Genomic DNA, 22,391 nt, shown 5'->3' with positions numbered 1-22,391 from the left:
CCCTCAGCGCCGGTTGCGGATCGTCATCGTGGTTGTCGTCGTACTGCCCGCCTGACCCGGCACGCTGGCCTTCGCGGTCAGCGTGAGCTTGACCGAGCGCACGCCCTTGAGCGCCTTGCGCGCCTTCGGCGTGAGCTTGAGCGTCGCCCGGCGAGTGCCGGTGACGGTCCGGCTGGCGACGGTCCGGGAGCGCAGCTTGAGCTTGCGCGCCGTCTTCGCGTCCACCGTGAGCGTCAGGCGCGTGCGGCACTTCGGCTTGGTGCACGTGACGTCCACGGTCACGCCGCGGCGCAGCAGCGTCTTGAGCTGCGGGCGCCGCGCCGAGACACGCAGCCACGGCGCGGGAATCCCGTCCAACACCGGCGGCTCGACGCGCGGAACCGGGACCGGCGTGACCGACCGGCGCAGCGTGACCGAGTCGTCCCCGTCGTCGGTGACGCGCAGGCCGAAGCTCGCGGCCAGGTGGCCAGCGTCGTCCCATCCAAAGGAGGGGCCGTCGTCGTATTCCCCGTCGCCGTCGGCATCCCACGCCGTGCCGAGGCAGCATCGGTCGCCGGCGTCCGCATCGCTGCCACCGCCACCGATCGCCGTGCGCCGGTACGCCGCCTGGAGCGGGTTCGCGACGTCGCCGGTCTGCATCGTCGCGTCGGGCCCGAGGTTCCCCGGGACGAACGGCACCTGGGTCGTGCTCACGGCCGTGCGGCCGCGGGCGTCCGTGGCGCGCAGCGCGAGGGTCGCCGGCCCGTCGAACCGCCGCCAGACCGAATAGGCGTTCGGCGGCGCGTCGTCGAACGCTCCGTCGGCGTCCAGGTCGGCGGCCCAGTCGGCGCCCGTCGGCCCGCTGCCCGCGAACTGGAGCAAAGTGGCCGCGGACGGACGGGCCGGCGAGACGGCCATCCAGTGCGCCCGCGGCACGGCGATGTCGGCGGCGTCCCGCGCGGAGACGCTTGTGACCGGCTCGGCAGGAGCACCGTTCCGGCGCACGCGCACCTCGTAGGTGCCCGGGGTCAGGTACGTGAAGGTGATCTGCTCGCCCGTTCCGTCGTCGAACTCGCCGTCGCCGTCCGCGTCCCACTGGGCGTCGTACCGGCCCGAGGACTTCAGCGTCACCGGCTTGCCGACTTCGACCACGCGCGAGCGGTCCTGCGGGAACCGGCTCGAGGTGCGCGTCGTCGCCGTGGCGCCGCTGTCATCGGTCACGCGGACACCAGAGAGGTCGACGTTCGGCACCCGCGCGTCGCGGCCGCGGTCGGTCTCGTAGGTGCCGTCACCGTCGAAGTCGTACTCGTAGCGGACGATCTCCCCGTCGGGATCGAGCGCCTCGAGACTCCACCCTCCGGGACCGCACAGGGCCTGATCGAGGTCCACGGTGGGAGCGAGGTTGCCGGCGTGCACGTCGAGCGTCGTCGTCGCGACCGCCGTGGCGCCTGCGTCGTCGGTGAACCGCGCGCGGATCACGCGCTCGCCGGCGGTCGCGAACATCGCCGTGCCGGTCGTTCCCGTGGTCTCGAACGTGCCGTCGCCGTCCAGGTCCAGCGCGGTCTGCACGGTGCGCCCGTCCGGGTCGCTCCCCGTGGCGGTGACCTTGACCGGCGCCCCGGCGCGAGCCGAGTAGGGCGTGGCACTGACCGTGCCCGTCGGCGTGCCGTTCCAGCCGTGCACGGTGAACGTGCGGCTGTCGGTCAGCAGCCCCAGCGGTGTGACCGCCTGGGCGCGCACCGTTCGCTCACCGGCGGGGAACGTGGCGGTCACCCGCTTGCCGGTCGCGTCGTCGAACTCGCCGTCACCGTCCAGGTCCCAGGCGTAGCCGTCGGCGCCCGCCCCGCCGGTCAGCTCGACCTCGGACCCTGCGCGCGGGGAGGCGGGAGACATGCCGATGCTGATCGCGACAGACTCCGGGACGACGCTGCACGCGGACGCGACTTCAGGCGCGAGCAACGCAGCGCCGAACACGCCGGTTGCGACCAATCGGGAGACCATGCCCGTAAACGTAGCCACGGACGAACCCGCGACTACCCAAATCCTCGTCCACTGGTCAATCGAGTAGCTCGGCGGCTTCCAGCCAGGCGGCCTCGAGCTCCTCGCGCTCGGACTGCACGGTCGCCAGCTCGTCCTGAAGCTCGCGCAGCCGGGCGAAGTCGGTGGCCGCGGCCGCCATCGCGGCGTGCAGCTCCTCCTCGCGCGTGCCGGTCTTCTCCAGCGCCCGTTCCAGCCGCGCGGCCTCCTTGCGGGCGGCGCGGACGACGGCCTGGTTCGGGGTCGAACGGGCTTCCTTCGCCGCGACGGGCGCCGGCTCGGGCGCGCGCAGCGACAGGTACTGGTCGATGCCGCCGGGCAGGTGGGTGATCGAGCCGTCGCCGAGCAGCGCGTAGACGTTGTCGCAGACGCGCTCGATGAAGTAGCGGTCGTGGGAGACGACGATCAGCGTGCCGGGCCAGCCGTCGAGCAGGTCCTCGAGCGCGGTCAGCGTGTCGATGTCGAGGTCGTTGGTGGGCTCGTCGAGCAGCAGGACGTTCGGCTCGCCCATCAGCAGGCGCATCAGCTGCAGCCGGCGGCGCTCGCCGCCGCTCAGGTCCTTGACCAGCGTGCGCTGCTTCTCGCCGCGGAAGCCGAAGCGCTCGAGCAGCGAGCCGGCGGTCAGTTCGCTCCCGTCGCCGAGGCGGGCGAAGCCGCGGACCTCTTCGACCGCCTGCAGCACACGCAGCTCGCCGGGGATCTCCGCCGTGTCCTGGGACAGGTGCGCGAGCTTGACGGTCTGGCCGTGCTCGACCGCACCCGCGTCGGGCTGGAGCTCGCCCGCGAGGATGCGGGTCAGCGACGACTTGCCGGAGCCGTTGACGCCGACGATCCCGATCCGGTCGCCCGGGCCGATGTGCCAGGTCAGGTCCCGGAGCAGCCGCTTCTCACCGAACGCGAGCGACACGTGCTCGGCCTCGATGACCTTGCCACCCAACCGGGAGGACGCGAACCGCAGCAGCTCGGCGCGATCGCGGGCCTCGGGCTCGTCGGCGATCAGCGCGTTGGCGGCCTCGATCCGGAACTTGGGCTTGGCGGTGCGCGCCGGCGGCCCGCGCCGCAGCCACGCGAGCTCCTTGCGGATCAGCATCTGGCGGCGCTCCTCGCGCGCCGCGGCCTGGCGCGCGCGCTCGGCCCGCGCCAGCACGTAGGCCGCGTAGCCGCCCTCGTACTGGTGCACCTCGCCGTCCGAGACCTCCCACGTGTGCGTGCACACCGCGTCGAGGAACCAGCGATCGTGAGTGACGACGAGCATCGAGCCGCGGCGCGCCGCGAGGTGCTTCGCGAGCCAGTCCACGCCCTCGACGTCGAGGTGGTTGGTGGGCTCGTCGAGCAGCAGCAGCTCGGGGTGGCCGAGCAGCGTCTTGGCCAGCGCGATGCGCCGGCGCTCGCCACCGCTCAGCGGCTCGATCAGCGTGTCCAGCCCGCGCGGGAAGCGCGTCATGGAGACGCCGCCGAGCAGGCCGTCGAGCACGTTGCGGTAGCGGGCGTCCGCGGCCCACTCGTGGTCGGCCAGCCCGCCGACGAGCTCGTCGCGGACCGTGCGGGTCGGGTCGAGGTCGTCGCCCTGGCCGAGCACGCTCAACGCGAGCCCGCCGACCCGCGTGACCGCGCCCGCGTCCGGCTCCTCGATCCCGGCGATCAGGCGCAGCAGCGTGGACTTGCCGTCCCCGTTGCGGCCCACGATCCCCACGCGGTCGCCGGCGGAGACGCCCAGCGTGATACCGGACAGGATCGTCCGGGCGGCGAAGCCCTTGGCCACGTCCTTGAGGTTCACGAGGTTGCGCGCGGGCGCTGACATCGGCCATCAGCCTACGATCCTCTGCATGGAGGAGCTCGAGGAGGAGCAGGAGCACTTAGACCAGACGTGCGCCGCGTTCGACGCGGCGTTCGCCGCGCTGACCGGCCGCGGCGAGTATCGCGGCGACGACGAGTACGCCAACGAGGCGCTCGAAGCGATGCGGCGCGAGCGCATCCGCGTGTACACGGAGGCGAGCGGACCGCTGTACTTCGGCCGCATCGACCGCGCCGAGGGCGGGACGCTGTACGTCGGCCGCCACGCGATCTGGAGCGCCGAGAACGACCTGCTCGCCGTCAACTGGCGCGCGCCCGCCGCGGAGCCGTTCTACACCGCCACCGAGCGCGACCCGCACGGCGTGCGCCGGCGCCGCCGGCTGGAGATCGAGGACCGGACGGTGCTCGGGTTCGTCGACGAGCCGCTCGACTCCGACTTCGAGGACCACCTCACCGAGGCGATCGTCGAGGACATCACGCGTCAGCGCGTCGGCGAGATGCGCCAGATCATCTCGACGATCACGCCCGACCAGTACGAGCTGATCGCGCGGGACGTGGACGGCGCGCTGGTGATCCAGGGCGGACCGGGCACGGGCAAGACCGCCGTCGGCCTGCACCGGGCCGCCTGGCTGCTGTACGCCAATCCCCAGCTCGGCCGCGAGGGCGTGCTCGTCGTCGGCCCGAACGAGACGTTCATCCGCTACGTCGAGCAGGTGTTGCCGGCGCTGGGCGAGAGCGCCGTCGAGCAGCGCGCGATCGGCTCGCTGGTCACCGAGCCGCACGGCGAGACCGACGAGGCGCGCGAGCTGGCGACGCTGAAGGGCAGCGCCCGGATCGCGGTCGTCCTGCACCGGCTGCTGTGGGACCGGCTGCATTTCGAGGACATCGAGATCCCCGTCTCGCGGCGCGTCACGGCCACGGTGACCGCCGACGAGCAGCGCGAGCTCGTGGCGGCCGTCCGCGAGCGCACGTTCTCCTACGAGGCCGGGCGCGAGCGCTTCCGCGAGCGCCTCGCGGGTACGCTGGCCTCGCGCATCCTCACGCGCGACTCGCTCGCGGGCAGCGAGGAGGCGGTCCGCACCATCCGCAAGGCCAAGGAGTACAGCCGGGCGGTGACGAAGGCGTGGCCGAAGGAGACGCCCGAGGGCCTGGTCAAGAAACTGTTCACGAACCGTGCACGGCTGGAGCGCGTGGCCGGCGACCTGCTCGAGCCGGAGGAGATCGCGCTGCTGCTCAAGGCGAGCGCCGCGACCTCCAAGCACGACATGACGCCGACCGACGTCGCGCTGCTCGACGAGGCGCACTGGCTGATCGACCCGGGCTTCCGCCGCTTCGGGCACGTGGTCGTGGACGAGGCCCAGAACCTCACGCCGATGGAGCTGCGCATGACCGTGCGGCGCGCCCGCGGCCAGTCGCTGACGATCCTCGGCGACCTCGCCCAGCGCACCGCCGACGCGGGCGTGTCGTCGTGGGAGCGCGTGCTGCGGGAAGCGGGCGTGGACAGCTTCGACGTCTCCGAGCTGGAGGTCAGCTATCGCGTCCCGAACGAGTTCCTGCGCATCGCGGGAACGCTGCTGCCGCCGGGCGCGCCCGCCCCGCGCGGCGTCCGCGACGCCCCGTTCCCGCCGCGCGCGGTCCACACCGACACGCTCGGCGCCGCCGCGGCGGACGAGGCTCGGCGGCTCGTCGAGGCCGTCAACGGCAGCGTCGGCGTCGTCGCACCGCTCGCGCACATGGACGAGGTGCGCGCGGCGCTGGGCGAGTTCGCCGACGCGACCCACGCCGCGCTCGGCGCCGGCATCAACCTGCTCGACCTGCACGTCGCCAAGGGCCTCGAGTTCGATGCGATCGTCGTCGTCGAACCCGCAGCGATCCTGCGCGAACGCCCCGACGGCGGCGTCGGCGGCCTCTACACCGCGCTCACCCGCGCCACCCGGGCGCTCTCCGTGATCCACGCCGAGCCGCTCCCCGAGCCGATGCGCGACGCGTTCCCAACCTAAAGGGGTCAGACCCCTTCAGGTTTCGGGCCTCCCGCAGCAGCGTGTTCGAACCCTAAAGGAACCTAAGAGGGTCAGACCCGTTAATGTTTCTTTAGGTTGGTCAGGCCGTCCAGATGCCGGAAGGCGGGCCGGCGTCTTCGACGGTCGGGAGCAGGCGGGCGACACGGGTGATGGGCGGGCCGCCGTGCAGCGCGGACCAGGTCGCGCCGAGCAGCGCGGCCGCGGTCGGCTCGTCCCCCAGGGCGGCGGTGAGGGCGATCGAGATCCGCCGCAGGGAGCGCTCGACGCGGCCGGACGCCAGCCGGGCGCTGACGAACAGCAGCCGCGCGCCCGGCTCGGACGCCACGTAGTCGTCGAGCGCGGCCGCGATCTGCGTGACGCCGCCCTCGAAGCGCTCGATCAGGCGCTCGACCTCGGCCTCGACCGCGAGCGCGAACAGCTCCTCCTTGTCGCCCCCGCGCGCGTAGAGCGTCGGTTTCGCCACGCCCGCGGCGGCCACGACACGGTCGATCGGCGTGCCGTGCAGGCCGTCGGCGGCGAAGGCCGCGGCGAGCGCGGCGGTGTCGATCGAGGCGCGCGGCCGGGGCATTCCGCCGAATCCTAACCGCGCGGTTCAGATTCGACTCCGCGGAGACAAGTGCCGACCACATGTCCGACCGGCGGTCGGATGGCCCGGCGCGGGGCTCGCCATACGGTCGAGTCATGCACCTGAGGGAACTGAGAACCGCCGGTCACGCCCCCTCGCTGGCGGCCGCGCTCCTGCACTTCGACGTCAGCTTCATGGCCTGGGTGCTGCTCGGCGCCCTCGGCGCCTACATCGGCGAGGACCTGGGCCTGTCGGCTTCAGCCAAGGGCCTGATGGTGGCCGTGCCGCTGCTGTCGGCCGCCGCCTTCCGGGTCGCGCTCGGCCTGCTCGGCGACCGCTACGGGCCGCGCCGCGTCGGCCTGTACTCGATGGGCTTCGTGGTGATCGCGCTGCTCGCCGGGTGGCAGCTCGCGACGAGCTACGCGACGGTGCTGGGCGTCGGCGTCCTGCTCGGCGTCGCCGGCGCGAGCTTCGCGATCGCGCTGCCGCTCGCCGGCCGCCACTACCCGCCGGAGCGTCAGGGCCTGGCGATGGGCATCGCCGGCGCCGGCAACTCGGGCACGGTGCTCACCACGCTGTTCGCGCCACGCCTGGCCGAGGCCTACGGCTGGCACGCCGTGTTCGGGCTCGCGCTGATCCCGGTGCTGCTCGTGTGGGGCGCGTTTGCCCTGCTGGCCAAGGAGCCGCCGGCGCCCGCCAGCCCGGTGAAGCCCCGCGACCTGCGCAACATCCTGCGCGAGCCGGACGCCTGGCGCCTGTGCGGCCTCTACGCGGTCACGTTCGGCACGTTCGTCGGCCTCGCGTCGTTCCTGCCGATCTTCTTCCGCGACCAGTACGGCATCAGCAAGGTCGACGCCGCGACGCTCGTCGCCGTCGGCGCCGCGCTCGGCTCGCTGCTGCGTCCGCTCGGCGGCTACCTCGCCGACCGCGCCGGCGGCACCACGGTGCTCACGGGCGTGTACGGGATCGGCGCCGCGCTGCTGCTGTTCACCAGCGCGCTCCCCGCGCTGGCCGCCACGGCGACCGCGTTCATCCTCGCGATGGGCACGTTCGGCATCGGCAACGGCGCTGTGTTCCAGCTCGTCGGCGTCCGGTACCGGGAACGGATCGGCGTGCTGACCGGGCTCGTGGGCGCGGCCGGAGGGCTCGGCGGGTTCTTCCTGCCGACGATCCTCGGCGTCGTCAAGGACGCGCTGGGCTCCTTCGGGCCGGGCCTCGGCGCGATCGCCGTCGCCGCGGCCGTCGCATTGATCACGACGATGCGCCCGAGCACCGTCGCGCTGGCGGGGGCACGGGCATGAGGGTCCTCGTCGTCGGCGGCGGCATCGCCGGACAGGCCGTGATCGAGGCGATCCGCGAGCGCGACCGCGACATCGAGCTCACGCTCGCGTGCGCCGAGCCGCGCCTCCCCTACGACCGCGTCGCGCTCTCCACCCTGCTCGCGAACGGCGCGGACGTCGACTCGCTCACCCTGCGCCCCGCGTCCTGGTACGAGGACAACGACGTCGAGGTGCTCCTGGACACCTGGGTGGACGAGCTCGACGGCTACGACCGCTACGTGCTGTGCACCGGCTCGGACGCGCTCGTCCCGCCGATCCCCGGGGCCGAGCACGCGCACGTGTTCCGCGGGCCCGAGGACTGCGCGGCCATCACGGCGGCGGCCAAGGGCAAGGCCGTCGTGATCGGCGGCGGTCTGCTCGGCCTGGAGGCCGCGTACGGACTCGCCTCCCTCGGCTGCGAGACGACCGTCGTGCACCTGATGGACCGCCTGATGGAGCGCCAGCTCGACCAGGGCGCGGCGACCCTGCTCACGCCCGCGATGGAGCAGCTGGGCGTCAACGTGCTCTTGGAGCGCAACACGGAGGAGATCACGCCGGGCGGCGTGCGGCTCGCGGGCGGCGAGGAGCTGCCCGCCGACGTGGTCGTCATCTCGGTCGGCATCCGGCCGCAGGTGGAGCTCGCACGCCGCCTGGGGCTGAACGTGGAGCGCGGAATCGTCGTGGACGACGCCATGGTGACCTCGGACCCACGCGTGCTCGCGGTCGGCGAGTGCGCGCAACACCGCGGCGTCGTCCACGGCATCGTCGCGCCGATCCACGAGCAGGCCAAGGTCGCGGCGGACACGATCTGCGGCGTCGAGGCCGCCTACACCGGCTCCATCCCCACCGCGAAGCTCAAGGTGATGGGCGTCGACCTGGTGTGCGCCGGCGCGCCCGACGGCAGCCGCGCGGTGGTCGTGGCGGACGACTCCACCTACCGCAAGCTGGTCGTGGACCCCGACGGCCGCACCGTCGGCACGATCCTGCTCGGCGACATCCGCGGCTCGGAGTTGCTGATGGACGCCGTCCGCACCGGCCGCGAGGCGGACGACCCGCTCGCGCTGCTCGCCGAGGCCAGCCAGGCCACGGCGGCCGACCTGCCCGACAGCGCCCGCGTGTGCAACTGCCACGGCGTGTGCAAGGGCGAGATCGTCGACGCCATCCGCACGCGCGGGCTCGGCTCCACGCTGGAAGTCGTCAACGTCACCCGCGCGGGCGCGGGCTGCGGCTCCTGCAAGCCCGTCGTCGCCGAGCTGCTCGCCAACGAGCGCGGCGGGGCGGCCGAGGAGGCGACGTTCCTGTGCCCGTGCCGGCGCCAGACGCGCGAGGAGCTCGCCGCGGTGGTCCGCGAACGCGGGATCGAGAGCGTGAGCGAGCTCTCCGCCGCCTGCGGCGCGGGCCGCGACTGCGGCGCGTGCAAGCCGGGCCTGGCCTACCTGATGTCGGAGATCAACGGCAACCGCCACCGCGAGGAGCGCCACGCGCGCTTCATCAACGACCGCGTGCACGCGAACATCCAGAACGACGGCACGTTCAGCGTCGTCCCGCGCATCCGCGGCGGCGTCACGACCGCCGCCGAGCTGCGCCGGATCGCCGACGTGGCCGAGAAGCACGAGGTGCCGCTGATCAAGATCACCGGCGGCCAGCGCATCGACCTGCTCGGCATCAAGAAGGAGCAGCTCCCCGCGATCTGGGAGGAGCTCGACATGCCGTCCGGGCACGCGTACGCGAAGGCGGTGCGGACGGTCAAGACGTGCGTCGGCACCGACTTCTGCCGCTTCGGGCTGGGCGACGCGATGGGCGTCGGGATCGAGCTCGAACGCGCGATGGAGGGTCTCTACACGCCGCACAAGGTCAAGGGCGCGGTCACCGGCTGCCCGCGCAACTGCGCCGAGGCGTACGTGAAGGACATCGGCGTCGTGGCGGTCGAAGGCGGCTGGGAGGTCTATGTGGGCGGCGCGGCCGGTGCGACCGTCCGTAAGGGTGACCTGCTCGCCACCGTCCCCACCTCCGACGAGGCGATCCGCGTCTCGCTCGCGTTCCTGCAGCACTACCGCGAGTCGGCGGAGTACCTGGAGCGCACCTACGCCTACATCGCGCGCGTCGGCATCGAGCCCGTGCGTGAGGCGGTGATGAGCGACATGGAGGGCCTGCTCGAGCGCTACCGGATCGCCAAGGCCGCCGCCGACCCCGACCCGTGGCGTGAGCGCCACAACCCCGTCCATCCCAAGCAGTTCGCGGAGCTCGACTCATGACCGCCGTCGCCTCGACCTGGACGCGGGTGGGCCGCGTCGAAGACATCCCGCTGCTGGAGGGCCGCACGACCAGCGTCGAGGGGCGCCGGATCGCGGTCTTCCGGCTGCTCACCGGGTTCGCCGCGATCGACGCGCACTGCCCGCACGCGGCCGGACCGCTCGCCGACGGGATCGTCGCCGACTCGTGCGTCACGTGTCCGCTGCACGGGCGGCGGTTCGACCTGGAGACGGGGCTGGCGCTCAACGGGGACGAGTCGGTGGCCGTGCACGAGGTCCGCGTCGAGGGCGACGAGCTCTGGGTCCGGCTCGCGTGAAGACGACGTGCCCGTACTGCGGGGTCGGGTGCGGCCTGGTCGCGGACGTGCGCGACGGCCGCCTCGTCGCCGTGCGCGGGGACACGGACCATCCGGTCAATCGCGGCGCGACCTGCCGCAAGCCGACCCGCCTGCCGGAGGCCGTCCACGCCCCCGACCGGGCCACGACGCCGCTGCGGCGGGCGTCGCTGGACGAGCGCTGGCGGCCCGCGTCCTGGCGGGCGGCGATCAGCGACGTCGCCAAGGCGCTGCAGCGCTACAAGCCGGACGAGATCGCGTTCTACATCTCGGGCCAGCTGCTCACCGAGGACTACTACGCGGTCAACAAGCTCGCCAAGGGCTTCCTGGGCACGAACAACCTCGACTCCAACTCGCGCCTGTGCATGTCGAGCGCGGTCGCCGGCTACACGGGCGCGCTCGGCTCCGACGGCCCGCCGCCGTCGTACGCGGACGTCGAGGAGGCCGACGTGCTGTTCCTGCTCGGCTCCAACGCCGCCTCCTGCCACCCGATCGTGTGGAACCGGATCCGCTCGCGCGGCGCGTTCCTGATCGTGGCCGACCCGCGCGTGACGCCGACGGCCGAGCACGCCGCGCTGCACCTGCCGGTGCGACCCGGCACGGACCTCCCGTTGCTGAACGCGATGCTGCACGTGCTCGAGCGCGACGGGCTGCTGGACAAGCGCTTCCTCGAGCGCCACACGCGCGGGGCCGAGGACGCGCTGACGGTCGCCGCCGACTGGTCGCCCGCGCGCGCCGCCGAGGTGTGCGGCGTGCCCGCCGAGGACATCGTCGAGGCCGCGCGGCGGTTCGGCGCGTCCAAGCGCTCGATGGCGCTGTGGTCGATGGGCGCCAACCAGTCCGCGGTGGGCACGCTCAAGAACCGCGCGCTGATCAACCTCTGCCTGGCCAGCGGCAACATCGGGCGGCCGGGCGCCGGGCCGTTCTCGCTCACCGGCCAGCCGAACGCGATGGGCGGGCGCGAGACGGGCGGCCTCTCCACGCTGCTGCCCGGCTACCGGAGCGTGAGCAACGCCGAGGACCGCGCGTGGATGGGGCGCTTCTGGAACTCGCCGGGAATCGCGCCCGAGCCGGGACTGGCCGCCACCGAGCTGGTGGAGGCGCTCGAGGACGGGCGCGTGAAGGTGCTGTGGATCGTCGCCACCAACCCGGTCGTCTCCCAGCCTGACGCCGGCCGCTTCGCCGCCGCGGTGCGCCGCGCCGAGCTCGTGATCTGCCAGGACGCCTACTTCCCGACCGAGACGGGCGCGCTCGCGCACATGATCCTGCCCGCCGCGCAATGGCCGGAGAAGGACGGGACGATGACCAACTCCGAGCGGCGCGTGTCGCTCGTCCAGCGCGCGCTGGACCCGCCCGGCGACGCGCTGCCGGACTGGGACATCTTCGCCCGCGTCGGCCGCGCGCTCGGCCACCGCGAGGCGTTCCCGTGGCGGACGGCCGCCGCCGTCCACGCCGAGTACGTGCAGACCACCGAGGGCCGCCTCTGCGACCAGAGCGGCATCTCCCACACCCGGCTGCGGCGCGAGGGCCCGCTGCAGTGGCCGTGCCCGTCGCCGGACCATCCGGGCACCGAGCGGCTGTACACGTCGCGCCGCTTCGCCACCGAGGACGGCCGCGCCCGGCTCGCGCCGACGCCGCACACCGCGCCCGCCGATCCCGTCTCACCCGACTTCCCCCTGACGCTCACGACCGGCCGCGTCGCCCAGCAGTGGCACACGATGACCCGCACGGGCAAGTCGCCGTCGCTGCTCAGCGCCGAGCCGCACCCGTTCGTCGAAGTGCACCCGGATGACGCCGAAGGTCTGCCGGAGAAGGTGCGCGTACGCTCGCGCCGGGGCTCGGCCGTGCTGCGGCTGCGGGTCAGCGAGAAGGTGCCGCGGGGCGTCGTGTTCGCGCCCTTCCACTGGGGCGCGCTGCACCTGGAAGCGGGTGAGGGCGCGCTCAACAACGTGACCTCGCGCGCGATCGATCCGGTCTCCAAGCAGCCGGAGCTCAAGGCCTGCGCGGTGCGGCTGGAGCCCGTGCCGGTGGTGACGGCCGCGCCCGGCGGCCGCCACGTCGTGATCGTCGGTGCGGGGATGGCCGGCAACGCCGTCGCCGAGGCCGTGCTGGCCCACGAGCCGAGCTGGCGCGTGACGCTGATCGGCCGCGAGGACGACGCGCCCTACAACCGCGTCCTGCTCTCCCAGGCGCTCGCGGGGGACATAGACGACGCGCGGCTCGCGCTGCGCCGCCCGGACAGCGTCGACCTGCGGCTCGGCGCCGGCGCGCGCTCCGTCGACACGCGCGGGCGGACGGTGGAGCTGAGCGACGGCAGCGTGCTCGCGTACGACGACCTCGTGCTCGCCACGGGCTCCGCGCCGTGGGTCCCGCCCGTCCCCGGCCTGCACCGCGACGGCGTGTTCGCGTTCCGCTCGCTGGCGGACATGCGCGCGATCCGGGAGGCGGCGGGGACCGCCGAGCGCGCGGTGGTCGTCGGCGGCGGCCTGCTCGGGCTGGAAGCCGCGCGCGGCCTGCGCGAGCGCGGCGTCGAGGTCACGGTGGTCCATCTCGCCGACCGTCTGATGGAGCTCCAGCTCGACCCGCTCGCCGCGCGCCTGCTGGAGCGCCGCATCCGCGCGCTCGGCATCAACGTCCTGTGCGGCCAGCGCACGGAGGCGGTGACGGCGAGCGGTGTGTCGCTGGCCGACGGCACCGACCTGCCGGCGGACCTGGTCGTGTTCGCCACCGGCATCCGGCCCGAGGTCGCCCTCGCCCGTGACGCCGGCCTGGAGATCGATCGCGGCGTGCTGGTCGACGACAACCTGCGGACGTCCGCCCCGGGCGTCTGGGCCGTGGGCGAGTGCGCCGAGCACCGCGGCACGGTCTACGGCCTGTGGGCGCCCGTGCTCGAGCAGGCGCGCGCGGCCGGCGCGGCCATCGCCGGCCGCCCGAACGCGTTCCACGGCGCCGTCCCCGCGACCACGCTGAAGGTCGCCGGCATCGACCTCTTCTGCGCCGGCGCGGCCGCGGAGCCGGACCCGCTGGCCGAGGAGGTGATCGTCCTCGACTCGCGCCGCGAGCGCTACCGCAAGCTCGTCCTGCGCGACGGCGCCCTGGCCGGCGCGACCCTGCTCGGCGACGTCAGCGACGCCCGCCGCCTGCGCACGCTGATCGCCGCCGGCGAAGCGGTCCCGGAAGACCTGCTCGAGACGGGCGGCACCGCCGAGCCGAGCGAGGCCGATCACCTCGTCTGCTCCTGCCAGGTCGTGTCCCGCAGCGAGATCCTGGGCGCGATCCGGAAGCGCAAGCTCACGACCGTCGCGCAGGTCTCCGAGCACACCGGCGCCGCCACGGGCTGCGGCGGCTGCCGCCCGGACGTGGAGGCGTTGCTTGATACCGTCCGCGCATGACCCCCGGGGCCATGCGCTGGGCCGACACGATGCAGCCGGACCTGCAGGCCGCCGCGGCCTTCTACGGCGCCCTGATGGGCTGGGAGCTCAGCGCCGACGGTGACTATCTGATCGCGCGGGTGGACGGGCGGCGGGTCGCCGGCATCGGCCAGGCCCCGCCCGGCGTGCCGGGCGCGTTCTGGTCCACCTACGTCGGCGTGGACGCGCTCGAGCCCGCGCTCGACCGGCTCGCCGCCGCCGGCGCTTCCGTGCTCGTCCGGCCGATGCAGATCAACCGCGAGGCCCGCGCGGCGGCCGTCGCCGACCCGGACGGCGTCCCGCTCGGCCTGTGGGAGTCCGCCACCGGCTTCGAGCTGACGCGTGAGCCCGGCGCGTGGGCGATGAGCGCGCTGCACTCCCCAGACCCCGAGCGCGCGACCCGCTTCTACGCCGACGCCTTCGGGTGGGAGGCCGAGCACACGCCGCCGCTCGTGCGCTGGCGGCTCGCCGGGGCGGAAGACGTCATCGCCGTCATGGCCCCGGTCCAGGACGGCGTGCCCCCGCACTGGGCCGTGAACTTCCGCGTCGAGGACGTGGACGCCGCCGTCGCGCGCGCACCCGGGCTGGGCGGCACCGTCCTGCTCGGCCCGCTCGAGGCCGAAGGCCTGCGCAACGCGGTCATCGCCGACCCACAGGGCGCAGTGATCGCGATCAGCGCGGGTACTCGCCCTGGATGAGGCTCCTGATCAGCGCCGTGGTCCTCGCCGCCGTGGTGGGCGCGGTCGTGCTCACGGGTGCCGAGACGCGAGAGCTCCAGGGCTTCTGCATCGACGGGCCGACCGGCGGCGACTGCGTCAGCGAGCGCGTCGTGGACTGGAGCGGGCCGCTGTGGGTGCCGATCATCATCGGCGCCTTCGTGGTCCTCGGCCTCGTGCTGTGGCTGGTGCGCCGCGCGACGCGCTGGCTGGTGTTCGCCATCGCCGCCGCCGGGATCGCCGTCGCGTTCGCGGTCATCGGCTCGGTCGCGCTCTGAGCTGCGCCCGCGTCTCCGCGTCCAGGTGCTCGGACGCGAAGCGCAGCGGGACGCACGTGCCTCGAGGTTCATCGCTTCAGAACACGCCGCGATACTGCGAGCAGCCGACGCAGACGTCGGGCGGATCGCTGGAGGCGAGCGCCCGCCGGAACGCGCGGTACGGCTCGCCGTGCCAGATCTCTGCGAAGGACGCGTCGGACAGGCGCCCGAGGGTCGCGCGGTCTGAGCCCATGACCATGCAGCACGGCTGGACGGCACCGCGGTGGGTCACGTACGCGCCGTCCCACGGCCACGTGCACTGTCCGCCACCCGGGTCCGAGAGCTGCGGGAGCCGGAGCTTGAGCCCGGCCGCCTCCGCGCGCTCCGCGGCGGCGCCGAAGACCCTGCGCGCGCTCGCCGCGGTGGTCGCGTCCGCGAACAGCGCCTCGGACTCCGCGTACGACCGGATCCCCTCGTAGGAGCCGGCCGCGTCGGTGTCGGAGAACACGTGCGAGAGGTTCTGCACCCACAGCTCGTCGACGCCGATGTCGGCCGCCAGCTCCACCAGGGCGCACAGCTCGCCGACGTTGCGGCGCATCGCCACGAACACGAGCACCACGCGCGGCGCCTCACGCTTCCCGCGCGCCGCGATCAACCCGCGCAGGTTGCGCACGACCTGCTCGAACTGGCCGGGTCGCGGAGCGAAGCCCGTGCCGTGGCGCACGTCCTCGTACGTCACGGCGCTGGCGCCGTCCAGTGACACGTGCACGTGCCCGGTGCCGGCTTCCACCAGCTCCTCGGCCACCACGGACGTCAGCAGGACGCCGTTGGTGTTGAACCCGACGTGCACGCCGCGCCGCGCGGCGTGCCGGATCATGTCCCGCAGGTGTGGGGAGAGCAGCGGCTCCCCGAGCCCCTGCAGCGTGAGCCGGCGCAGGTCCGGCAACGCGTCGACGAGCGCGACGTAGTCCTCGAACGACAACGCGCCCGCACGTCTCGAGACGGCGGGCGCGTAGCGGACGAGGCACATCCGGCAGCGCAGGTTGCAGGCGCCGGTGACCTCGATCTGGAGATGCTGTGGTGGGGGCGGCGCCTCCATGGCCCGCCCCTACCCAGATTCGCCTACCAGAGGGTCACGCCGTACTTGGAGCCGTAGTAGGGCAGCGAGTCGGCGATCGGGAAGTACCAGGAGACGTTCTTCTCGCCGAAGACGGACAGGCAGCGCTTCTTGCCGTCCTTGACGCGCATGCGGGCGCCGCTGGTCACGCCCTCGGCGCGGAACTTGCCGCCGATCCAGGAGAGGTTGGAGCCGCCGGAGTCACCGGGCTGGACGCAGGCGCTGTGGCGGGTCATGTTGAACACGGTGTCGCCGCTGCTGTAGGTGACGTCCTCGTCCTTGAGGGAGATCGTGCCGCAGGTGAACTTGGTGTTGATGCCGGCCTTGCAGACGACCGTGCCGACGGGAGCGTCGGTCCAGCCGGAGAAGCTGTTGAACGCGCCGTTGGACGGGTTGGAATCGAACCACGGGCCCTGGATCCAGTGGCCGGTGTTCTGGTTGCGGACGATCGCGTCGTCGAAGGTCGGGAACCAGCTCTCGAGCGTGGTGCCGAAGAAGACGCCGTCGTGGCCCCACACCAGCTGGCCGTCGTCGAGGCAGTGTCCCGCGGTCAGCATGTACTTGGCACCAGTGGAGGGGTTGCGCAGGTTGAACCCGGCCGAGCAGTTGTTGCTGTTGTAGCCGTCGCCGCCGTCCATGTAGTTGATCGTCGGCTCGGGCAGCGAGTCGATCGTCTCCACCGACACGGCGTCGCCGAACTTGGCGAGCGCCTCGCGCGCGGCGCCGGCCTGCTCACGCGTGGCGGTGATCTTCACCGTGTTGGAGATCGGGTCCAGCGCCAGCGCGGCGAAGGCGGACTGGCTCTTGACGATCTCGCGCTGCTCGCCGCCGACGTGCGGGTCGCCCCACAGCGTGTTCTTGATCTCGGTGAGCTCCTTGAGGCTGTGCTCGACCAGGCGCGGCTGCGCGCCGGCGTACTTGACGCGCTCGAGCAGGCCGCGATCGCTCACGTTGACGGTCAGTACGCCGCTCTTGATGTCGAAGTGCGACCCAGCGAACCCGTCGCCGAGCTCCTTCTGCAGCTGCTGGTCGAGCGCGATCGCGCGCTCCTGCTGGGAGCCGAGCGTCTTGACCTGCTCGGCCGAGAGTCCCAGATCACGCGAGATCGCCGCCGACATGTCCTGGATCTCGGAGCGCTTCTCCTGGGCGAGCGCGGGAGCGGCGCTCGCGGCCAAGGTCGAGATCAGGATGGTGGACGTCAGTGTCCCTTTGAAACGCATTGGGATGGTGCTCCGTTCGGTTGGGGAGGAACACCCACACAGAGCCCACCGTCCGGGCCCTGATACATGCTGCGCGAGAAACTTCTACGGCGCGAACGTCTCGGTGCCGATCACGCCCAGCAGCGCGAGCTTCTCGGCGTCCTCGCTGCCCGGCGCGGCGGTGAACACGACCAGCATCTCGGTCTGGTTCTCGGCCGTGAGGATCTGGCAGTCGAGCTCGATCAGCCCGACCTGCGGGTGCGCGATCCGTTTGCGGGTCGTCGCCGGCGCCCGGACCTCGTGCTCGCACCACAGCCGCGCGAACTCCTCGCTCTCGCGCAGCAGCGTCGCCACGAACGCCCGCGCCTCCTCGTCGCGGGCGTGCACGGCGCGCAGGCCGGCCACGTAGCGGCGCGAGTGCTCGTCGTGGTCCTCGGGCGGCCACAGCGCGCGCTCGGCCGGGTCGCCGGTGAACCAGCGGTAGAAGACGCTCGCGCCGCCCACGTGCGCGCCCATCAGTGCCTCGGCGAGCGAGTTCTGGGCGAGCGTGACGCCGAGGTCGTTGACGATCTGCGCGGGCGTGTCGAGCCGGTCGAGCACGCGCAACAGCGCCGGGGTGACGTGCTCGCTGCGGGTGCCGCGCGGCGGCGGCGTGTGGCCGGCCAGCGCGAGCAGATGGTCGCGCTCGTCGAGCGTGAGCCGCAGCGCGCGGGCGATCGCGCCGACCATCGCCTCCGATGGCCGCGAACCGCGCCGCTGCTCGAGCCGCGTGTAGAAGTCGGTCGACATGTGCGCCAGCGCGGCGACGTCCTCGCGCCGCAGCCCGCTCGTGCGCCGCCGCGGGCCCGGGCGCAGCCCGACGTCCTCGGGCTGCAGCGCCGCGCGCCGGCGGCGCAGGAAGTGGGCGAGCCCGTCGCGGTCCATGGCGGACATGATCGCGCCTGGCGTGCCCGTAGCCAGGGACAGGTTGTCCCTGGCTGAACCGGTCTCTGGTGGCGGGCGGCGACGCGCCGCAGCATGCGGTCCATGACCAAGCTCGCCCTGATCACCGGAGCCAACCGCGGCATCGGCCGCAGTACCGCCCTGCACCTCGCCCGCGACGGCGTCGACGTCATCGCGACCTACCGCTCCCACGCGGACGAGGCGCGGGAGGTCGTGCGGGAGATTGAGGCGCTCGGCCGGCGCGCGGTCGCGGTGCCGCTCGACGTCTCCCGCCCGCACGGCTTCACGCTCGACACCACGCCGTTCGGCCGCGACGACTTCGACTTCCTCGTCAACAACGCCGGCTTCTCCCGCGGCGGCACGGTCGCCGACATCAGCGAGGAGGACGTCGACGCCCTGATCGACGTCCACTTCAAGGGCCCGCTGCTGCTGACCCAGGCGCTCCTCCCCCGGCTCGCCGACGGCGGCGCGATCGTCAACGTCTCCACGGGTCTGACCCGCTTCACCTCGCCGCAGCGCGCCGTCTACGGCGCGGTCAAGGGCGCCGTCGAGGTGCTCACGCGCTACCTGGCGGTTGAGCTCGGCCCGCGCGCGATCACCGCGAACGTGATCGCGCCCGGCCCGGTCGCCACCGACTTCTCCGATGGCCTGATCCGCGACACGCCGGAGATCGCCGCGCACATAGCGTCGCTCACCCCGCTCGGGCGGATCGCGACGGCGGACGACATCGGCGCCGCGATCGCGAACCTCCTGCGTCCCGGCAACGGCTGGATCACCGGGCAGCGGATCGAGGTCTCCGGCGGGCTCCACGTCTGACTGTCGGACATGCGATGCTCTGCTCCGTCCCGGTCAGACGGAGGAGCCGATGGGTCTGCGGATCAACCATGTGAGCGTGAACGCGACGGACCTGCGCGAGTCCGTCGCCTTCTATGTCGAGCTGTTCGGCGCCGAGCCGCTGACCACGCCGAACTTCGGCCTGCCGGTGCAGTGGCTGGCGCTCGGCCGGACGCAGCTGCACCTGTTCGAGCGCGAGCTGCACCCGACCAGTCACCACCACTTCGGCATCACCGTCGACGATCTCGAGCCGGTGTACCGGGCGGCGCAGGCGCGCGGCGCGTTCGACGACCAGGCGTTCAGCAACCACCTCGTCGAGCTGCCCGGCGACGTCGTCCAGCTGTACCTGCGCGACCCGGCCGGAAACCTGCTGGAAGTGGACGCCGCGGGCGTCGACCGACTTCCCGAGGACCTGCGCGCCGAGCTCAAGCAACTGTGGGACTTTCACCCCCACACCGACGAGCAGTTGAGCGCCCGCTTGTTCGTCCCGGAGTGAGGGCTACTAACGTCTCGTCCATGACTTGGACCGTCGACGTGCCCGTGGCCGCCTTGCCGGTCCTGCCGCCGCTGCCCGACCACCTGGCCGAGGCGCTTGCAGATGCGCTGGACCGACCAGCCGCCCAGCAGCCACCGTGGCCCGATCTCGAGTACCTCACGCGCGTGCGGACGCTGCTCGAGAGCGTCCCGCCGATCGCGGTGCCGCAGGAGGTGGATCGCCTGCAGGAGCGCCTGGGCGAGGTCGCGCGCGGCGACGCCTTCCTGCTGCAGGGCGGCGACTGCGCCGAGACGTTCATGGACAACACCGAGCCGCACCTGCGCGGCACGATCCGGACGCTGCTCCAGATGGCGATCGTGCTCACGTACGGCACCGAGACGCCGGTCGTGAAGCTCGGGCGGATCGCGGGGCAGTACGCCAAGCCGCGCTCGTCGGACTACGACGCCGCCGGCCTGCCCTCCTACCGCGGCGACATGGTCAACGCGCTGGAGGCGACCGAGGAGGCGCGCCGGCCCGATCCGGGGCGGCTCGTGCGCGCGTACGCGAACGCGGCGGCGGCGATGAACCTCACGCGCGCGATCACGGGCGCGGGCATGGCCGACCTGCACCACCTGCACGAGTGGAACATGGACTTCGTGCGGCGGAGCGCCGCGGGGCAGCGATATGAGCTGGTCGCGCGGGAGATCGAGCGGTCGCTGCGGTTCATGTCGGCGTGCGGCGTGGACGACAGCTCGTTGCGGACGGTCGACATGTACGTCTCGCACGAGATGCTGGTGCTCGACTACGAGCGCGCCCTGCTGCGCTTGAACGAGGACCGGCTGTACCTGCTCAGCGCCCACCAGGTGTGGATCGGGGACCGCACGCGCCAGCTCGACGGCGCGCACGTGGCGCTCGGCGCGCTGCTGGCGAACCCGATCGGCGTGAAGATCGGGCCGTCCACGACGCCCGAGACGGCGGTCGAGCTCGTCCAGGCGCTGGACCCGAACCGCGTGGACGGGCGCGTGACGCTCGTCTCGCGGATGGGCTCGGACAAGGTGCGCGACCTGCTGCCGCCGATCGTCGACGCGGTGACGCGGTCCGGACACCGCGTGGTGTGGCAGTGCGACCCGATGCACGGCAACACCGAGGAGTCCCCGACGGGCCGCAAGACGCGCCACTTCGACCGCATCATGGACGAGGTCGAGGGCTTCTTCGAGGTGCACTCCAAGTGCGGCACGCACCCGGGCGGCATCCACGTCGAGCACTCCGGTGAGGACGTCACCGAGTGCCTCGGCGGCGCCCAGATGATCGACCACGAGCACCTCGGTTCCCGCTACGAGACGGCCTGCGACCCGCGCCTGAACACCCAGCAGTCGCTGGAGCTCGCATTCCTGGTCGTGGACATGCTGCGCCGCATCCGCAAGTGACCCGGTACACGGCGTCGGGCGTGCGGCTGCGGCGGCGGGCGTCGCGCGGCGCCGGGCCGGACTGGTTGTTCCTGCCCGGCGGGCCGGGCATCGGGTCCGAGTCGCTGCACGAGCTCGTCGACGCGCTGGACGTTCCCGGCACGTGCTGGATGGTCGACCTGCCCGGTGACGGGTCGAACGTCGACGCGCCGGGCGCCCCCGCCGATCCGTACTCGGTCTGGCCGGGTGCGGTCGTCGAGGCGGCGCAGGCCGTGGACGCGCCCGTGTTCGTGGGGCATTCGACGGGCGGGATGTACCTGCTGGCGACGCCGGAGCTGGAGCCGCTGCTGCGCGGCCTGGTGCTCGTCGACACGGCGCCGGACGCGTCCTGGATGGCGACGTTCGCGGCGATGACGCAGGCGCATCCCTTGCCGCCGGTCGACGAGGCGACGGCGCGCTACGAGGCGGAGCCGTCCGACGCGAACCTGCGGGCGCTGGCCGTGGCGTCCGCGCCGTGGAACTTCGAGGACGTCGAGGCGGGTGCGGAGCTGCTCGCGCGGATGCCCTACAACGGCGCGGCGGTCGCGTGGTCCGACGAGCACTTCGACCACACGTACGCGGCGCGGTGGTGGCCCGCAGCGCTTCCGGTGCTGATCGTCAGCGGGAGCGAGGACCGGATCGTCGACCAGTCGCTGTGGGACGTGGCGCGCTTCGCCGCCGCCGACCGCGCCGTGATCGACGGCGGTGGCCATTTCCCGTGGCTCGAGCGGCCCGACGCGGTCCGCGAGGCGTTCAGGAGGTTCTCTGCGGCATGTTCGTGATCGTGTTGACCTACACCCGGCCGGTCGAGGAAGTGGACGCGTTGATGCGCGAGCACATGGCGTGGCTGAACGCCGGCTACCGCGACGGGCACTTCGTCGTCAGCGGCCGCCAGGTCCCGCGGGTGGGCGGCGTGATCCTCGCGCGCGGCGAAGACCGGTCGGCGATCGAGGCGCTCGCGGCGGCCGACCCGTTCGTGCGCGAGGGCGTCGCGACGGTGCAGGTCATCCAGTTCCGCGCGTCCCAGAGCGCGGACGGCTTCGACTTCGAGTAGGCGAGTCGCGGGGGCGCCGCGGCGGCGGCGCCCCCGACGGCGAAACTCATCCGTCACGCGCGACCGTACCGGTTCGCGAAGGCTGAGCGAAATGGTCTTTGGGCTAGGCCGCCGCCGCGAGCTCGGCGGCCAGGTCCGCGCGCGTGTTCACGCCGAGCTTGCGGTATCCCGCGGCCAGGTGCGTCTCGACCGTCTTGATCGACAGGAACAGCTCCTGCGCGATCACCCGGTTGCCCTTGCCGACCGCCGCCAGCTCGCAGATCTGCCGCTGCCGCGGCGTGAGCGCCGCGGTGCCCTCGGTGGCGGCCTGCCGCGGCCGCAGCCCGGTCGCGACCAGCTCCCGCCGCGCGCGCTGGGACAGCGGCACCGCACCGAGCGCGTCCGCCGCGGCCAGCGCGGGCCGGAGCGCCTCGCGCGCATCGACCCGCCGGCCGACGTAGGCCAGCGCCGCCCCGAGCTCGAGCCGCAGCCGCACCCCCTCGAGCCCGCCGGGCTGAACCGCGAGCCCGCGGCGGCACATCCCGATCCGCCGGGCCGCGTCCGGCTCGGCGAGCGCCCGGGCGTGCAGCGCCGCGGCGATCTGCGCGGGCGCGCCGAGCCGCTCCGCCTCGGCCACCGCGACGTGGGGGGGCCGCGCCGG

Annotated in this window: 19 protein-coding genes; 12 read left to right on the top strand and 7 right to left on the bottom strand. The window is 73.1% G+C overall.

The genetic code is table 11. The features are described from left to right. Nucleotides 1-3: 3 nt before the first annotated feature. On the bottom strand, nt 4-1,980 hold the full coding sequence (locus OJ962_RS08520) for a PKD domain-containing protein (protein ID WP_202957344.1): 1,977 nt from the start codon (nt 1,978-1,980) through the stop codon (nt 4-6). A 55-nt stretch (nt 1,981-2,035) separates the two neighbouring features. Beyond that, nucleotides 2,036-3,817, bottom strand: a complete 1,782-nt coding sequence (locus tag OJ962_RS08515; protein ID WP_202957345.1) for an ABC-F family ATP-binding cassette domain-containing protein — start codon at nt 3,815-3,817, stop codon at nt 2,036-2,038. A 25-nt stretch (nt 3,818-3,842) separates the two neighbouring features. Between OJ962_RS08515 and OJ962_RS08510 the strand changes: the two genes are divergently transcribed. Continuing rightward, a complete protein-coding gene (locus OJ962_RS08510) occupies nt 3,843-5,810 on the top strand; it encodes a HelD family protein (protein WP_202957346.1) in 1,968 nt (655 codons plus the stop codon). Nucleotides 5,811-5,910: 100 nt separating this feature from the next. On the opposite strand, the gene OJ962_RS08505 is transcribed toward OJ962_RS08510, so the two are convergent. Next, nucleotides 5,911-6,399: a TetR/AcrR family transcriptional regulator gene (locus OJ962_RS08505; protein WP_202957347.1), complete on the bottom strand. Its 489-nt coding sequence runs from the start codon at nt 6,397-6,399 to the stop codon at nt 5,911-5,913. Nucleotides 6,400-6,512: 113 nt separating this feature from the next. On the opposite strand from OJ962_RS08505, the gene OJ962_RS08500 reads away from it, so the two are divergent. The 6 genes from OJ962_RS08500 to OJ962_RS08475 are packed head-to-tail and all read left to right on the top strand — an operon-like array spanning nt 6,513 to nt 14,706. Further along, nucleotides 6,513-7,697 carry an MFS transporter gene (locus OJ962_RS08500; RefSeq protein ID WP_202957348.1) on the top strand — a complete coding sequence of 395 codons (1,185 nt, stop codon included), beginning with the start codon at nt 6,513-6,515 and terminating at the stop codon, nt 7,695-7,697. Continuing rightward, entirely contained in the window at nt 7,694-9,970 is a 2,277-nt protein-coding gene (gene nirB / locus OJ962_RS08495) for a nitrite reductase large subunit NirB (protein ID WP_202957349.1), read from the top strand. The genes OJ962_RS08500 and nirB overlap by 4 nt, the downstream gene beginning before the upstream one ends. Then, complete coding sequence (nirD, locus tag OJ962_RS08490) at nt 9,967-10,284, top strand: nitrite reductase small subunit NirD (protein ID WP_202957350.1); 318 nt, start codon at nt 9,967-9,969, stop codon at nt 10,282-10,284. Before nirB ends, nirD begins: the two co-directional genes overlap by 4 nt. Next, entirely contained in the window at nt 10,281-13,694 is a 3,414-nt protein-coding gene (locus OJ962_RS08485; protein WP_202957351.1) for a molybdopterin-dependent oxidoreductase, read from the top strand. Before nirD ends, OJ962_RS08485 begins: the two co-directional genes overlap by 4 nt. After that, nucleotides 13,691-14,410: a VOC family protein gene (locus OJ962_RS08480; protein ID WP_202957352.1), complete on the top strand. Its 720-nt coding sequence runs from the start codon at nt 13,691-13,693 to the stop codon at nt 14,408-14,410. The genes OJ962_RS08485 and OJ962_RS08480 overlap by 4 nt, the downstream gene beginning before the upstream one ends. After that, nucleotides 14,407-14,706, top strand: a complete 300-nt coding sequence (locus OJ962_RS08475; protein ID WP_202957353.1) for a hypothetical protein — start codon at nt 14,407-14,409, stop codon at nt 14,704-14,706. The genes OJ962_RS08480 and OJ962_RS08475 overlap by 4 nt, the downstream gene beginning before the upstream one ends. A gap of 76 nt (nt 14,707-14,782) precedes the next feature. Here the strand turns inward: OJ962_RS08475 and OJ962_RS08470 are convergent, their stop codons facing one another. From OJ962_RS08470 to OJ962_RS08460, 3 genes are all read right to left on the bottom strand, one after another. Then, nucleotides 14,783-15,784: a radical SAM protein gene (locus OJ962_RS08470; protein WP_202957354.1), complete on the bottom strand. Its 1,002-nt coding sequence runs from the start codon at nt 15,782-15,784 to the stop codon at nt 14,783-14,785. 23 nt (nt 15,785-15,807) lie between these two features. Further along, on the bottom strand, nt 15,808-17,022 hold the full coding sequence (locus tag OJ962_RS08465; protein WP_202957355.1) for a S1 family peptidase: 1,215 nt from the start codon (nt 17,020-17,022) through the stop codon (nt 15,808-15,810). An 84-nt stretch (nt 17,023-17,106) separates the two neighbouring features. After that, on the bottom strand, nt 17,107-17,925 hold the full coding sequence (locus OJ962_RS08460; RefSeq protein WP_270006286.1) for a helix-turn-helix transcriptional regulator: 819 nt from the start codon (nt 17,923-17,925) through the stop codon (nt 17,107-17,109). Nucleotides 17,926-18,027: 102 nt separating this feature from the next. Between OJ962_RS08460 and OJ962_RS08455 the strand changes: the two genes are divergently transcribed. From OJ962_RS08455 to OJ962_RS08435, 5 genes are read left to right on the top strand one after another with little or no spacing between them, the layout of a single operon-like run. Continuing rightward, on the top strand, nt 18,028-18,759 hold the full coding sequence (locus OJ962_RS08455; protein ID WP_202957357.1) for an SDR family NAD(P)-dependent oxidoreductase: 732 nt from the start codon (nt 18,028-18,030) through the stop codon (nt 18,757-18,759). A gap of 49 nt (nt 18,760-18,808) precedes the next feature. Continuing rightward, nucleotides 18,809-19,273: a VOC family protein gene (locus OJ962_RS08450; protein ID WP_238932276.1), complete on the top strand. Its 465-nt coding sequence runs from the start codon at nt 18,809-18,811 to the stop codon at nt 19,271-19,273. A 20-nt stretch (nt 19,274-19,293) separates the two neighbouring features. Next, nucleotides 19,294-20,679, top strand: a complete 1,386-nt coding sequence (locus tag OJ962_RS08445) for a class II 3-deoxy-7-phosphoheptulonate synthase (RefSeq protein WP_202957359.1) — start codon at nt 19,294-19,296, stop codon at nt 20,677-20,679. Beyond that, entirely contained in the window at nt 20,676-21,479 is an 804-nt protein-coding gene (locus OJ962_RS08440) for an alpha/beta fold hydrolase (RefSeq protein ID WP_202957360.1), read from the top strand. Before OJ962_RS08445 ends, OJ962_RS08440 begins: the two co-directional genes overlap by 4 nt. Continuing rightward, nucleotides 21,470-21,751 carry a YciI family protein gene (locus OJ962_RS08435; protein WP_202957361.1) on the top strand — a complete coding sequence of 94 codons (282 nt, stop codon included), beginning with the start codon at nt 21,470-21,472 and terminating at the stop codon, nt 21,749-21,751. The genes OJ962_RS08440 and OJ962_RS08435 overlap by 10 nt, the downstream gene beginning before the upstream one ends. 103 nt (nt 21,752-21,854) lie before the next feature. Here the strand turns inward: OJ962_RS08435 and OJ962_RS08430 are convergent. Beyond that, the coding region (locus OJ962_RS08430) for a helix-turn-helix transcriptional regulator (RefSeq protein ID WP_270006285.1) at nt 21,855-22,391 on the bottom strand (537 nt) is incomplete at its 5' end.

This window comes from Solirubrobacter deserti (genome assembly GCF_027587175.1).
Classification (GTDB): domain Bacteria; phylum Actinomycetota; class Thermoleophilia; order Solirubrobacterales; family Solirubrobacteraceae; genus Solirubrobacter; species Solirubrobacter deserti.
This window is presented reverse-complemented; position numbering and strand designations above follow the sequence as displayed.

Coding starts and splice junctions, on each gene's coding strand:
- OJ962_RS08445 (WP_202957359.1), top strand. CDS start 19,294: ATGACTTGGACCGTCGACGTGCCCGTGGCCGCCTTGCCGGTCCTGCCG.
- OJ962_RS08480 (WP_202957352.1), top strand. CDS start 13,691: ATGACCCCCGGGGCCATGCGCTGGGCCGACACGATGCAGCCGGACCTG.
- OJ962_RS08505 (WP_202957347.1), bottom strand. CDS start 6,399: ATGCCCCGGCCGCGCGCCTCGATCGACACCGCCGCGCTCGCCGCGGCC.
- OJ962_RS08520 (WP_202957344.1), bottom strand. CDS start 1,980: ATGGTCTCCCGATTGGTCGCAACCGGCGTGTTCGGCGCTGCGTTGCTC.
- OJ962_RS08500 (WP_202957348.1), top strand. CDS start 6,513: ATGCACCTGAGGGAACTGAGAACCGCCGGTCACGCCCCCTCGCTGGCG.
- OJ962_RS08515 (WP_202957345.1), bottom strand. CDS start 3,817: ATGTCAGCGCCCGCGCGCAACCTCGTGAACCTCAAGGACGTGGCCAAG.
- OJ962_RS08470 (WP_202957354.1), bottom strand. CDS start 15,784: ATGGAGGCGCCGCCCCCACCACAGCATCTCCAGATCGAGGTCACCGGC.
- OJ962_RS08460 (WP_270006286.1), bottom strand. CDS start 17,925: ATGGACCGCGACGGGCTCGCCCACTTCCTGCGCCGCCGGCGCGCGGCG.
- OJ962_RS08435 (WP_202957361.1), top strand. CDS start 21,470: ATGTTCGTGATCGTGTTGACCTACACCCGGCCGGTCGAGGAAGTGGAC.
- nirD (WP_202957350.1), top strand. CDS start 9,967: ATGACCGCCGTCGCCTCGACCTGGACGCGGGTGGGCCGCGTCGAAGAC.
- OJ962_RS08450 (WP_238932276.1), top strand. CDS start 18,809: ATGGGTCTGCGGATCAACCATGTGAGCGTGAACGCGACGGACCTGCGC.
- OJ962_RS08510 (WP_202957346.1), top strand. CDS start 3,843: ATGGAGGAGCTCGAGGAGGAGCAGGAGCACTTAGACCAGACGTGCGCC.
- OJ962_RS08465 (WP_202957355.1), bottom strand. CDS start 17,022: ATGCGTTTCAAAGGGACACTGACGTCCACCATCCTGATCTCGACCTTG.
- OJ962_RS08475 (WP_202957353.1), top strand. CDS start 14,407: ATGAGGCTCCTGATCAGCGCCGTGGTCCTCGCCGCCGTGGTGGGCGCG.
- OJ962_RS08455 (WP_202957357.1), top strand. CDS start 18,028: ATGACCAAGCTCGCCCTGATCACCGGAGCCAACCGCGGCATCGGCCGC.
- nirB (WP_202957349.1), top strand. CDS start 7,694: ATGAGGGTCCTCGTCGTCGGCGGCGGCATCGCCGGACAGGCCGTGATC.